Origin of the sequence: Streptococcus constellatus subsp. constellatus, from assembly GCF_023167545.1 — a bacterium.
Taxonomy (GTDB): domain Bacteria; phylum Bacillota; class Bacilli; order Lactobacillales; family Streptococcaceae; genus Streptococcus; species Streptococcus constellatus.
Map to the genome: position 1 here is coordinate 138577 of NZ_AP014647.1, position 13621 is coordinate 152197.

Sequence of the window (13621 nt, forward strand, 5' to 3'; positions counted from 1 at the left end):
TCAAATATCTTAATTTTTGGTAAAATAAAAGAAAAATGGGTTAGAAAGAGGAAAGCGATGTCCTTAACTAGTCAAATTATTACAGCCGAATTTCCGGATTTAGAAAAAGTAGAACAACTCAATACAGAAGCCTTTCCTGAGGAGGAGCGTGCACCGCTATCCGAGTTGCTACGCTATGGAGATGGGGAATATTCTCATTTTTTTGCCTTTTATGATGGCAATGAATTTGTCGGTTTTGCCTTTTCAGTTTACAATGAAAGAGCCTTTTATATCAGCTTTTTTGCGATTATGCCTCATTTGCGTAGTCATGGTTATGGCGGGAAGATTATTGATAAGTTGGTGGATTTTTATCAAAGAACCATGGTTTTAGAAGTAGAACGTCTGGATGAGCCTTGTGATAATCTAGAACAACGAAAAGCTCGAATGGATTTCTACAAGCGAAACGGTTTTTGCTCTTCGCACGCCTATTTAGAATACGATGGGTTGAGTTTTGAAATCCTTTATAAAGGAGCGTTTTTTGATGAGGAAGCCTATCGGGACATTTTCAAAAAGATTCAAGAAGATGGCTATTTTGAATTTGAAATCAAACATGGTCATGGAAGAGACTGGGAGTAAGCTGCGAAGCATTATCAAACCGTTCTATTTTTATGCGAAAGTTATATATAAAAACGAGCTGTTTTGCTCGTTTTTTGTGGTATAAAGATTAATAGATTTCTGGGAAAAGTTTCGCTAAAATGTTAGGCGTAATGCTTTGACCGGGTCCTTCTGTACAATAGGTGTGCATATACATGGATGGGTTAAAATTAAGCTCAATGCAAGTACAGTTGGGCTCTTTTTTGCTGGCTGGCAATGTGCTATCTGGGATAATGAGATCTACACCGCAGACCCAAGCTCCTATAGCAGTTGCCATTTCTGCTGCTAGTTTCTTGTAGGAAGGATGCATAGCTTCAGTCATATCTATTGAATCTCCGCCAGTAGAAATATTAGAATTGCGACGGAGAAAAACTTGACCTCCTTTTGGTAAGATATCGTCTGCTTTATAACCTTGCTGTTCTAGCATGAGTAGCTCGATCTCTCCTAGTTTGATTCTTTCCAAAGGAGAGCGGTGATCTCGACCGCGCAGGGGATTGGTATTTTTCGTAGCGACCAACTCTCGAATAGTGTGCTGACCGTCTCCTCTAACGTTTGCCGGCAAACGTAGGAGCACCGCCTCACATTTGCCATCTAGGACGAAAAAGCGGTACTCGGTTCCTGCGATAAATTCCTCAACAAGAACAGAGCTGTCTTCTGAAAAGGCAATTTCCAATGCTTTTTGGTAACTATCTAGATTGGTAGGTTCTTGAAAAATAGAAATTCCTAAACCGAAGTTAGTGGATTTAGGCTTGATGACAATCGATTTGTCCTTGATCAAAGAATAGTAAGCTATACCTTCTTCTAGAGTGGAAAATTCGGCTCCAGCAGGAACAGGAAAACCAGCAGCAGATAAAATTTTCTTGGTTACCGTCTTATTTGCCATGGCTAAAGGGACAATGTAGTTATCTTTAGAAGTCATATTGCCATTTTTGACATACTCGATATGATCTTTATGTTGAAGCTTTAAAAACTGGTCACTTTCGTCTAAGATTTCTACTTGCACTCCTTTTTGAATAGCATCAAAGAGGAGCATTTGAGTGGAGAGTTCCATATTTTCATAGCCTTTCAGCGCATAATGTGCATGCCAAGCGTAGTTGTGGTATTCCTTGGCTTTTTCTAAACCAAAGGCTTCTAAGGACTGGTTTCGAAGATAAGGCAAGAGCTGAGCGGCAAGGGTCAGGTTGGGATCAGCTACTGCATTTCTTGCATGTTGAAGCAAGTTTTGATAGTAGGGACTTAGTTCAAAATGATGAATAACAGCTTGCATGGATTCAAGAAGTAAGTCGGTATCAGCTTCAACTGGTAGCGGAGCCAGAGGGTGGCTAAGAGCGATTTGCTCATTTAGAGCATGGGCTTGATTTAGAAGTTCATCAGGTTCTGCTATATCATCGAGCCAGAGCAAGGCAAGCAAAAAGAGATGAACCGTGTCCATTGTCTCCTGACTGATTCCCAGCACCTCAAAAGGATCAAGGTCAAAGCAGCGGAATTCTAAATAGGTGATTCCTTTTTCTAAGTAAAGTCGATTTTCTTTTTGCCCACGGAAACGAACAGGCATGTAGCATTCTTTCTCAGCAATTAAATCACCTTGTGCTACGTATTTCTCTATATCGCTCACATAAGATTCTAGTGAGGCATAAGAGATATGAATCTTTTGATCATTGACATAACCAAGATCACTATTGCGGATAGAGCGAACAGGCTGAGAAATCTCCCTGGTCAAGAATCCTTCCTCAGCAATTGGTGCTGCCCCGTATAAATAAGTCAGAAACCAGCGAAAACGTAAAAAGTTTCGAGCCAATTTGAGATAGAGGTCATTTTTAAACAGACGAATATTCTTGTAATCACTGACCTTGAAAAGAGCTTGGATCAAGTCTGGTCCCAACTCCATGTTGTAGTGAATGCCTGAGATAGCTTGTAGTGTTTTTCCATATTTTTTCGCCAGCCCCTCTCGATAATAGCGCTCAAAATCATTTTCTAAATGAGCGATTTGAATTTCTGCTGGCGATAATTTGGGGGGCATAGAGAGTGGCCAAATCACTTCGTTTTTGGGAATGGTTCGTCCAGCCACATCAGTAATTGCAGCAAGAAAACGCCTTGCTTCTTTTGTAGAAGGAGCAATTGGAGTGATGAGTTCTAACTGCTGCTCGCTAAAATCTGTCTGAATCGTTGGATGAAAATTGCGACTGCCAAATGCTTTTGGATGAGAAGTTTGTGCTAATTTCCCGTTTTGATTGACACGCAAGCCCTCTCTTTCCAATCCGAAAGTGGCTTGTAGAATAGGAGCATCTACTGCTATTTTTTCTAACAAATGATTGATGTTCATGGTAAATCCCTGTTTGTTTTCTAATACTTTTAGTCTATTATAAAAATGCTTAGAAGACAAATTTCTACTACGTTTTCCGAACTTTTTTAAAAGAAAATGATCATAATTTTAGATAAGATACAGATTTTACAAAGGCGGGATGTTCAAACTTCGTCATTTACAAATAACAATGGCGGTCTTATCTTGAAAAAAGAAGGAATTTTTCTTATAATAAAGTATAAGATATAATTGCAGGTGAGACTCCTGCCATGTAGACAAGAAAGGACGAGCACTTAGCTCAGACAAGATTATGACATCAGTTGTTGTTGTAGGGACCCAGTGGGGAGATGAAGGGAAAGGAAAGATTACAGATTTCCTTTCAGCCAATGCCGAAGTCATTGCCCGTTATCAAGGCGGAGATAATGCGGGTCATACCATTGTAATTGGCGGTAAAAAGTATAAATTGCATTTGATTCCTTCAGGTATTTTCTTCCCAGATAAAATTTCTGTTATCGGGAATGGAATGGTGGTTAATCCAAAATCTTTGGTACATGAATTGACTTATTTGCACGAAGAAGGTGTTACGACGGATAATCTTCGGATTTCAGATCGTGCTCATGTTATCCTACCTTATCATATTGAATTAGATCGCTTACAAGAAGAAGCAAAAGGTGATAACAAAATCGGGACGACTATTAAGGGAATTGGACCAGCTTACATGGACAAAGCTGCTCGTGTGGGAATTCGAATTGCTGATCTTTTGGATAAGGATATTTTCAGAGAGCGTTTGCAAAGGAATTTGGCTGAGAAGAATCGTCTGTTTGAAAAACTCTACGATAGCACAGCTATCAGATTTGACGATATGTTTGAGGAATACTATGCATATGGTCAGCAAATTAAACAATACGTGACAGATACTTCTGTTATCTTGAACGATGCTCTTGATCAAGGCAAGCGAGTACTCTTTGAAGGGGCGCAGGGAGTGATGCTAGATATCGATCAAGGTACTTATCCATTTGTAACGTCATCTAATCCTGTTGCAGGTGGTGTGACGATTGGTTCGGGAGTAGGACCAAGTAAAATCGACAAAGTTGTCGGAGTTTGTAAAGCTTACACCAGTCGTGTTGGTGATGGACCATTTCCAACAGAATTGTTTGATGAAGTAGGTAGCCACATTCGTGAAGTTGGCCATGAATATGGAACGACAACAGGACGTCCTCGCCGTGTTGGTTGGTTTGACTCAGTTGTGATGCGCCATAGCCGTCGTGTATCTGGAATTACCAATCTTTCTCTCAATTCGATTGATGTTTTGACGGGACTTGATACAGTTAAAATCTGTGTCGCTTATGATTTAGATGGTGAGCGCATTGATCATTATCCAGCTAGTCTGGAGCAGCTCAAACGGTGCAAGCCAATCTATGAAGAATTGCCAGGGTGGTCAGAAGATATTACAGGTGTTCGCAGTTTAGAAGAGTTGCCAGAGAATGCTCGCAACTATGTCCGCCGTGTCAGTGAATTGGTCGGTGTTCGTATTTCTACTTTCTCTGTCGGTCCTGGTCGTGAACAGACAAACATCCTGGAAAGTGTTTGGTCAAGTTTGTAATAGAAGTAGACAAAGCGGGTTTCGGCTCGCTTTTTATTGACGCAATAAAAAAGTTTAAAGAATAATTCTCTCTTAAGTTAATTTTAAGCTGGCTGGGTTATACTAAAATCATCAGATGAAGACCTCCTAACTTTATTTGATAGAAATCCTAAACTTTTTCATAATAATCTCCTGAAAGCCATCGAAAGGTGGCTTTTTTTATATTTTCAGGTTTATAACATGATATAATAAATGGAGAGCAAAGGAGATAAATAATGAACTTTACAGATTTATCTAATAAAGAGCAGGAAAAAATAATGATAAGTGAAATTATCAGGAATTTAAAAAAGCTAGGTGGCTATGCAACCAAACGAGAGTTGCTAGATGCTATTAAAAAGGGAGAAAATACGATAGAGGAGAAATTTTTTTGAGGAAGAAAAAGTGTCTTAAAAAAGTGGAAAAATTTATAAACCTAGTGATTACACTTTTAATTTTTCAGCCAAAAGTTTACTTACCACGGGCTATCTTTCTAAACCAAGCAATCGACTTTTGAATTGACAGAATTAGGTAGAAAAGTGAAACTGGATGAGCATTTTGCTAGCGATATTCAACAGAAAGCCATTCAATTTTGGAAAAATGAGAAGAAGTCAAAACAATTCTTCAAGTTATCCTTTGAAAAGGAACTAAAACATTCACTAGATGACTCAAAAGAAAATTGGAGAGTTGAGTTGACAAGAGCTTTAAAATCTATGTCACCACAAAAATTTGAAACTTTTGCTCGTGGTCTAGTCAAGGAGATGGGTGTCAAACTAGATGAAAAAATTGGAGTTAGTTATACTAATGATGGTGGTTTAGATGGTTTTGGCTTATTACTAGTACAGATGACTTCAGAACCAATCGTGTAGCTATCCAAGCAAAGCGTTGGGAAAACAATGTTCCTTCTCCGGAGATTGATAAATTCCGTGGTGCAATGGATAAATACAATGCAGAATATGGTATTTTTATTACAACTTCTGATTTTTCAAGAAGTGCTATTGAAGCAGTTCGTCAAGGGACTAGAGTCATTACTTTAATCAATAGCGAGGATATTGCGGATCTAGTTGCCAAATATAAACTTCATGTCAGAGAAGTCACGACTTATGAATTAGGAGATTTTTATCATACAGAGGATTATACGGTTAAAAGATGAACTACACAGTTGAAGAAAAAGAGTTTTTCATGCGGGAGGCTTTGAAAGAAGCAGAGATTGCGCTTGCTAATGATGAAATTCCGATTGGTTGTGTTATTGTCAAGGACGGGAAGATTATCGGTCGTGGACATAATGCACGTGAGGAATTGCAGCGAGCGATTATGCATGCGGAAGTGATGGCGATTGAGGAGGCCAATCAGCATGAGCATAGCTGGCGTCTGCTGGATACGACCCTTTTTGTTACTATTGAACCTTGTGTGATGTGCAGTGGTGCTATTGGTCTGGCTCGCATTCCACAGGTTATCTATGGTGCAAAGAATCCAAAATTCGGCGCAGCAGGCAGTCTTTATGACATTCTAACGGATGAACGTCTTAATCACCGAGTTGAACTTGAAACTGGGATTTTGGAGGTCGAATGTGCGGCAATCATGCAGGAATTTTTCAGACAAAGAAGAAAAAAAAGATAAAACAAAAGCAATGGCTTATTTCAGCTTTCTTACTTGGACTGGCAGCCTTTTTTATCAGCTTGTTAGTGCTGAATTTGGATTTTCAAGCTTGGGCTTTTAAATGCCACCAAAACCAGTTAAGCTGGCACACCCATCCTATTTTACTCCTTCCAATTTTATTTTTTCTTATCGGCGACAAATACTTGGTTATTTGTCAGTATTCTAGCTCTATTTACCAGTATGATTTGGTTTCCTGTTCCTCGGACAACGCTTCTCTTGGTTAAAGAATTTTTAACTTATGAACGGGAGTTTTTACAGGCTGGTTTGACGGGGGAAATTTATTCTTTGCTTTTCTTGTACTCAGTTTTTTTATTTTGCTGATTCGTGCCACCTGGTTGCATAGTTGGAAAATGGTGGGGCTTATTTTGGTTGTAACAGCTTTTTTAAAAATCATTTGGTCCGTAGACAGCGGACAGGCTGGTTTGACAATTATTCAGCTGGCTTTGATAGGATTAGTAGTTTGTCTGTTAGCCATCTCTTTTCTAAAAAAAGAAAAAATTCTAACTTTGCAGTTCAGATATTTTATGTTATAATGTTTATGGAGCAACAATTCTGCGTGAAGCGGGTCAGAGGAGGAATCCAGCAGCCCTAAGCGAGTGTGAATTGTGTGCTCTTTTTATTTTGAAGAATGGGATTAGAGAACGAAGTTTAGTATAGTCAAATGATGTAGTTTAAGCAGGAACAAACTTATTAATATTTTAGCTATTTACATAGCCCATTGCCTATAAGTCAAGTATGTGACTGTGATTACTGAGGATTGGAGTCAACAAATAATTAGAATCTTTCTAAAGTTTCTTTTTAAGGACACTATTGACAAAAAACTGATAGTGCTCTATAATATGAATGAATAATATTTTAGATTCATTCACATCCTGCTATTGTACGCTACTTAGGAAGGAGTTCATCATGTCGCAAGATAAAAAACAAAGATTAAAATCTGCTGCCTATGTCATTTTTTCAAGAAAAGGTTATAAGGCAACAGGAATTTCTGAGATTGCCAAGCAAGCTGGCATGGCGGTTGGTTCTTTTTACAACTATTATGACTCCAAGGAAGCCATTTTTCTGGATGTTTATATTGATGAAAATAACCGTGTGCGTCAAGCAATGAGAGACGATATTGATTGGCAAGGAGATGCGGTCGAACTCGTCGGGCAGATTTTTAGTCAGTCGCGAAATCTCGTTTCGTCCAGTAAAATTCTGGCAGAATGGTATAACCCGGCTATTTCTGATGAGCTGCATAGCTATTATTCTTCGGAAAAAGGCAAGGACGCGAATCCATTTCATCAGTTTTTAGTGGAAACCTTTACCAATCGTATGCTGGCAGAAGGCTATTCTCAAGAAAAAATCCAAGAAGTGCTGCAGGTTTATCAGCTTTTCTACTATATGGATACCCATATCACTGAAGAGGATTTCCCTCATATCAGTCAAACCATTGAAACCTTGGCGACTTACTTTGTCAAAGGACTTTTTTAATAAAGGATTGCGATTCTTTATTTTTTAAACAAAAATGAATGAATATAATTATTTGTTCATTCAAGATTTTTTTATGAATTGATTATTACGTAGTCACTCAAATTTTAAAATAAAAGGAGGAAAAGCATGAATACGAACGGAGGAAAACAAATGAACGGATTAACCATTAGTGGTCTTAGCCTAGCAGTAATCGGTATTTTAGTGATTATTTGGGGAACTACCAAAGTGTCTGTTAATCTAGCAAAACCTGATTTTATGTCATTTGCGACTGGTGGTCTGATTTTGCTTGCAATAGGTCTCTGTATGGTGCCTCGATTATCATTTATCTATCAAATTGTAGGAATTTGGTTGGCGGCAGTAGCTGTTATGGCTTACATTTACAGTCTGCCTAATATGGATTTTATTGTGATGGCAATAAGCTTCATTGTGATTATTGCGCTAGCACTATGGATATCATTTAAATTTTGGAAATAAAAGTTTTAAGGAGAAATCATGAAAGGACGTTCTAAAATGTTAATGATTACTGTATCAATCCTTGCTGTGGGCCTTCTTGGATGTCTCATTATTTGGGGTGCGATTGTCTATTTTGGGGACAGTCAATCTTTATCGGTTAAATGTATTGAAAATCCTAGCGACGATATTCACCTCATTCATCTGACAAAACCTAAAAATATGACTTGGAAGGCCGGTTCTTATGCTAAGATTGCCTTACCTAATATTAAAGAGAGCGGACAAAAGAATCGCTGGCTGACCATCGCCTCCAATCCTGATGACAATGAGATACTTATTCTGACGCACAATAACGGCAGTCTTTATAAGAAAACCTTAACCAGCTTGCCAGCAGGTAGTAAAGTTGAGATGAGTTGGTTAACCTCTAATTTATCAGTTGCAAACGACAAGGAACCCCTTGTTTGCTTTGCATCTGATGTCGGTATTGCAGCCATGAAGCCTATTGTCAAAGAGTGGGCTGGTAAACGTTCCATTGTTCTCAGCCACTTGGACAAAGGTGTCTTGGTTTTTGATAAAAAATTGTCTCAAATAGCTCAAAAATATAGTAACTTGGATTATAGCAAAAGTGCCAACCTTTCTCAAAGTAAAAAAAGACTGAAGCAAGCAGCAGAACAGTATGGCAACAAAGCAATTTATCTCTTGGCTGGTCGTCCTGGTGATACAGAAGCGATGAAAAAATTTCTTGAAGACAAGGGGATTGATAGCAAACAGATTAAGTTAGATTCTTTTAGGGGATTAAAATAATAAATTGGAAACGTTTTAGTCAAGAAAATCGCTTGATAAAAAAGCGGTAAAGCGGTATCATAGTAGGGAAGAAAAATTGGAGGACTATAATGACACATATTCAATTTAATTACTCAAACGTTCTTGGAAAATTTGTTGCACCACATGAAGTGGACTATATGCAAACGCAAGTTTCTGCAGCAGATGAACTATTGCGCAAAGGAACTGGTGCAGGAAGTGACTTCCGTGGTTGGCTTGACCTTCCAGAAAACTATGATAAAGAAGAATTTGCTCGTATTTTGAAAGCAGCAGAACAAATCAAATCAAACAGCGATGTTTTGGTGGTGATTGGGATTGGTGGTTCATACCTTGGAGCAAAAGCAGCGATTGATTTCTTGAACAATCATTTTGCGAACTTGCAAACCAAAGAAGAACGCAAAGCTCCTCAAATTCTATATGCAGGAAATTCTATCTCATCTACTTATCTTGCAGACTTGGTGGAATACGTTTCGGATAAAGATTTCTCAGTCAATGTGATTTCTAAATCAGGGACAACGACAGAACCTGCCATCGCATTCCGTGTCTTCAAAGAACTCTTGATTAATAAATACGGTCAAGAAGAAGCTAACAAACGTATCTATGCGACAACTGACCGTCAAAAAGGTGCTGTTAAGGTTGAAGCAGATGCTAACGGTTGGGAAACATTTGTGGTTCCAGATGACATCGGTGGACGCTTCTCAGTATTGACAGCAGTTGGATTGCTTCCAATCGCTGCATCAGGCGCTGACATCAAAGCCCTTATGGAAGGTGCCAACGCAGCACGTAAAGACTACACTTCAGACAAGATTGCAGAAAACGAAGCTTATCAATACGCAGCTCTTCGTAATATCCTTTACCGCAAAGGTTATGCGACTGAAATTTTGGTTAACTACGAGCCATCACTTCAATACTTTTCAGAATGGTGGAAACAATTAGCTGGCGAGTCAGAAGGAAAAGACCAAAAAGGTATTTATCCAACATCTGCCAACTTCTCGACAGATCTTCACTCTCTTGGACAATTTATCCAAGAAGGTGCGCGTATTATGTTTGAAACAGTTGTACGTGTGGACAAACCACGCAAGAACGTGACGATCCCTGAATTGGCAGAAGACTTAGATGGACTTGGCTACCTCCAAGGAAAAGATGTTGACTTCGTTAACAAGAAAGCGACAGATGGTGTGCTTCTGGCTCATACTGACGGTGACGTGCCAAATATGTATGTAACGCTTCCTGAGCAAGATGCCTTTACTCTTGGTTACACCATTTATTTCTTTGAGCTGGCTATCGCTCTTTCCGGTTACTTGAATGCGATTAACCCATTTGACCAACCGGGCGTAGAAGCTTATAAGAAAAATATGTTTGCTCTTCTTGGAAAACCAGGATTTGAAGAATTGAGCAAAGAATTAAACGCTCGTTTGTAATTTGTAAATGAGTGACAGAGAGGCTGGGACAAAAGTTTCCAACTTCTGAAAGAGTTTCGTGATAAACAAATGACGCAGTAGCTGATTGGACTCTTTTTTCGCTGTTCAAGCTCGCAAGAGTTCCTAATCATCTTTGCGGGGGTGGGACTACGAACTTAAAATTTTTAATTTTGAGTTCTGTCCCACTTCCTTTTTATATGTCTGAACTCGGATTCAAGTGAAATTTTCACAAAAACAGAAGAAAAAGATAGAAAGAAAACGCTTTATTGTGTATAATAAAAATAGAACATACAATGGAGGCGTTTTATGTCACAAGAAACTTATATCATGGCGATTGACCAAGGGACAACCAGTTCGCGGGCGATTATTTTTAATAAAAAGGGCGAACAAGTTGCCACGAGTCAAAAAGAGTTTACTCAGATTTTTCCACAAGCAGGCTGGGTTGAGCACAATGCAAATGAGATTTGGAATTCGGTGCAGTCGGTCATTGCAGGTGCCTTTATCGAAAGTGGCATTAAGCCAAATCAGATTGAAGCGATTGGGATTACCAATCAACGGGAGACAACGGTTGTGTGGGATAAAAAAAGCGGATTACCCATTTACAATGCGATCGTTTGGCAGTCTCGGCAAACAGCTTCTTTAGCAGAAAAGCTCAAACAAGATGGATATGTAGACTTCTTTCATGGAAAAACAGGTTTGATTATAGATGCTTATTTCTCTGCGACCAAGGTGCGCTGGATTTTAGATCATGTGGAAGGAGCACAGGAACGTGCAGAGCGAGGAGAATTGCTCTTTGGAACGATTGATACATGGTTGGTCTGGAAATTAACGGATGGTGCAGCTCATGTGACTGATTATTCCAATGCAGCGCGGACCATGTTATACAACATCAAGGATTTGAAGTGGGACGACGAGATTTTATCCTTGCTCAACATTCCTAAGGCTATGCTACCAGAAGTTCGCTCAAACTCAGAAATGTATGGCAAAACAGCACCTTATCATTTCTATGGGGGAGAAGTACCGATTTCAGGAATGGCAGGCGATCAGCAAGCTGCTCTCTTTGGTCAGTTGGCATTTGAGCCGGGAATGGTGAAGAACACTTATGGGACGGGCTCTTTCATTATTATGAATACTGGGCAGGAATGCAATTTATCAAAAAATAATCTTTTGACAACCATTGGTTATGGGATAAATGGCAAAGTGACTTATGCTTTGGAAGGTTCGATTTTTATTGCGGGTAGTGCTATTCAGTGGCTTCGTGACGGCCTGCGCATGATTTCTAATTCACCTGAATCTGAGAAATATGCAAAAAATTCCACCAATGAAAATGAAGTGTATGTTGTTCCAGCTTTTACAGGCCTTGGAGCGCCTTATTGGGATCCAGAAGCAAGAGGTTCTATTTTTGGCTTGACACGTGGAACGAGTAAAGAAGATTTTATCAAAGCAACTCTGCAATCCATTGCTTATCAAGTGCGCGATATCATTGATACGATGCAAATGGACACAGATACAGCTATCCAAGTCCTGAAGGTAGATGGTGGTGCTGCCATGAATGATTTCCTCATGCAGTTTCAAGCAGATATTCTGGGAATTGAGTTAGCGCGTGCGGCAAATTTGGAAACAACGGCTCTTGGAGCAGCTTTTCTAGCAGGACTTGCGGTTGGCTATTGGAAAAACATGGAGGAGTTGAAAACATTAAATGCGGTTGGGGAAATATTCTGTCCAACTATGTCAGAACTAGAGCGCCAAAAATTGTACAAAGGCTGGAAAGCAGCAGTTGCAGCCACACAATTTTTTGCAAAAGAATCTAATAAATAATTGGAAAATATGGTGTTGCCCAAATTTATAAATACGTGCAATCATTGAGTATCAGACGTAGAGAAGCGATTAGGAATAGATCTTAGTCGCTTTTTCGTTGTTCACCATTTTAAATAGCTTTCGCATAAAATTTTAAGAAGAACAGCTCACAAAATTCATTCTAATTTAGCTTGGAAAATTAGTAAAATGGCGAATATACCTGCTCTTATTGGTTTTTTTGAAAATTATGGTATAATAGATATAATTTTGGTAGATGGAGTTGAGTTTTGAAGAAAAGCTATCGCGTCAAGAGCGAGAAAGATTTTAATGCGATTTTCAAAGTTGGGCAAAGTTTTGCCAATAGAAAATTCGTCATTTATAAATTAGAAAAGAAACAAAAACACTTTCGAGTAGGAATATCTGTCAGTAAAAAACTAGGAAACGCGGTCATGCGCAACAAGATTAAACGTCGTATTCGACACGTTTTGATAACTCATAAACTAAAGTTAGCAACGCTTGATTTTGTCGTCATTGCACGGAAAGGTGTAGAAATTCTGACTTATCCAGAATTGGAACAAAATTTACTTCATGTACTAAAAATAGCAAAAATTTATCAGGAAGGTTTGAGTTGTGAAAAAGAAAAGTAAGTTGGTGGTGCTTTTAGCTCTGGCTTTGCTCATTCTAACAGCATGTGGAACGAGTGAGGTTACAGCGAGTTCGCCAGATTTATGGGAAAGATTTGTGTATTTCTTCGCTGTAACGATTCGGTTTCTTTCCTTTAATGGAAGTACGGGGATTGGGATTATCCTCTTCACTTTAATTATCCGGACTGTTCTTCTGCCAGTTTTCCAATTGCAGATCAATGCTTCGCGCAAAATGCAGGAAGCACAGCCATTGGTGAAAGAATTGCAGGCGAAGTATCCAGGGCGTGATATGGAAAGCCGTAATCGTCTGGCTCAAGAAACGCAAAAACTATATAAAGAATTAGGAGTGAAGCCTTCGGCATCATTTTGGCCCTTGCTCATTCAAATGCCTGTGCTGATTGCGTTATACCATGCTTTGATCCGTGTTGAGTTTCTTAAAGTTGGGCATTTCTTATGGATGAATCTTGGGGCGACAGACCCTTATTATATTTTGCCAGTTTTAGCAGCTGCGTTCACCTTTTTGAGCACTTGGTTGAGCAATAAGGGAATGGCAGAACGTAATGGTTTGATGACAGGAATGATGTTTATCATGCCAATCTTTGTCTTTTTCTTTGCGGTCAACGTAGCGAGTGGGGTTGCATTATACTGGAGTACGTCGTATGCTTATCAAGTGTTCCAAACGCTTTTACTGAGCAATCCATATAAAATCATTGCAGAAAGAGAAGCAAAGGCGACTGTCGAGCGTGAACGTGAAGAAAAGAAAAAACGTGCCTATCGTAAAGCACAAAAAAAGAAAAAGTAA

Annotated in this window: 14 protein-coding genes, 1 other RNA gene and 1 pseudogene; 15 read left to right on the forward strand and 1 reads right to left on the reverse strand. The window is 39.1% G+C overall.

The features are described 5' to 3' along the window. The first annotated feature begins 57 nt into the window (after positions 1-57). A complete protein-coding gene (locus SCSC_RS00725) occupies positions 58-615 on the forward strand; it encodes a GNAT family N-acetyltransferase (RefSeq protein WP_006269719.1) in 558 nt (185 codons plus the stop codon). 88 nt (positions 616-703) lie between these two features. On the opposite strand, the gene gshAB is transcribed toward SCSC_RS00725, so the two are convergent. After that, positions 704-2956, reverse strand: coding sequence for a bifunctional glutamate--cysteine ligase GshA/glutathione synthetase GshB (gene gshAB, locus SCSC_RS00730; protein ID WP_006269713.1), 2253 nt, complete (start codon positions 2954-2956; stop codon positions 704-706). Positions 2957-3245: 289 nt separating this feature from the next. On the opposite strand from gshAB, the gene SCSC_RS00735 reads away from it, so the two are divergent. From SCSC_RS00735 to SCSC_RS00800, 14 genes and pseudogenes are all read left to right on the forward strand, one after another. Beyond that, entirely contained in the window at positions 3246-4538 is a 1293-nt protein-coding gene (locus SCSC_RS00735) for an adenylosuccinate synthase (protein WP_006269704.1), read from the forward strand. Positions 4539-4792: 254 nt separating this feature from the next. Beyond that, on the forward strand, positions 4793-4948 hold the full coding sequence (locus SCSC_RS00740) for a hypothetical protein (protein ID WP_006269701.1): 156 nt from the start codon (positions 4793-4795) through the stop codon (positions 4946-4948). A 144-nt stretch (positions 4949-5092) separates the two neighbouring features. After that, positions 5093-5422, forward strand: a complete 330-nt coding sequence (locus tag SCSC_RS00745) for a restriction endonuclease (RefSeq protein ID WP_006269715.1) — start codon at positions 5093-5095, stop codon at positions 5420-5422. A 2-nt stretch (positions 5423-5424) separates the two neighbouring features. After that, positions 5425-5706: a restriction endonuclease gene (locus SCSC_RS00750; RefSeq protein WP_232565275.1), complete on the forward strand. Its 282-nt coding sequence runs from the start codon at positions 5425-5427 to the stop codon at positions 5704-5706. Continuing rightward, on the forward strand, positions 5703-6173 hold the full coding sequence (gene tadA, locus SCSC_RS00755) for a tRNA adenosine(34) deaminase TadA (protein WP_006269700.1): 471 nt from the start codon (positions 5703-5705) through the stop codon (positions 6171-6173). The genes SCSC_RS00750 and tadA overlap by 4 nt, the downstream gene beginning before the upstream one ends. Beyond that, positions 6122-6745, forward strand: a pseudogene (locus SCSC_RS00760) (hypothetical protein). The gene tadA and the pseudogene SCSC_RS00760 overlap by 52 nt, the downstream one beginning before the upstream one ends. Positions 6746-6747: 2 nt before the next feature. After that, positions 6748-6834: signal recognition particle sRNA small type (gene ffs / locus SCSC_RS00765), an RNA gene on the forward strand. Positions 6835-7118: 284 nt separating this feature from the next. Next, a complete protein-coding gene (locus SCSC_RS00770; protein WP_006269728.1) occupies positions 7119-7685 on the forward strand; it encodes a TetR/AcrR family transcriptional regulator in 567 nt (188 codons plus the stop codon). Between the two features lie 126 nt (positions 7686-7811). Then, the gene (locus SCSC_RS00775; protein ID WP_003071033.1) at positions 7812-8159 is read left to right on the forward strand and encodes a hypothetical protein; all 348 of its coding nucleotides are present in this window, start codon (positions 7812-7814) and stop codon (positions 8157-8159) included. 18 nt (positions 8160-8177) lie between these two features. Beyond that, entirely contained in the window at positions 8178-8939 is a 762-nt protein-coding gene (locus SCSC_RS00780) for a ferredoxin reductase domain-containing protein (RefSeq protein ID WP_006269721.1), read from the forward strand. An 89-nt stretch (positions 8940-9028) separates the two neighbouring features. Further along, complete coding sequence (locus tag SCSC_RS00785) at positions 9029-10378, forward strand: glucose-6-phosphate isomerase (RefSeq protein WP_003071028.1); 1350 nt, start codon at positions 9029-9031, stop codon at positions 10376-10378. A 306-nt stretch (positions 10379-10684) separates the two neighbouring features. Then, positions 10685-12196, forward strand: a complete 1512-nt coding sequence (gene glpK / locus SCSC_RS00790; RefSeq protein ID WP_006269430.1) for a glycerol kinase GlpK — start codon at positions 10685-10687, stop codon at positions 12194-12196. Positions 12197-12462: 266 nt separating this feature from the next. Continuing rightward, entirely contained in the window at positions 12463-12822 is a 360-nt protein-coding gene (rnpA, locus tag SCSC_RS00795) for a ribonuclease P protein component (protein WP_003071021.1), read from the forward strand. Further along, complete coding sequence (locus SCSC_RS00800) at positions 12806-13621, forward strand: YidC/Oxa1 family membrane protein insertase (RefSeq protein WP_006269439.1); 816 nt, start codon at positions 12806-12808, stop codon at positions 13619-13621. The genes rnpA and SCSC_RS00800 overlap by 17 nt, the downstream gene beginning before the upstream one ends.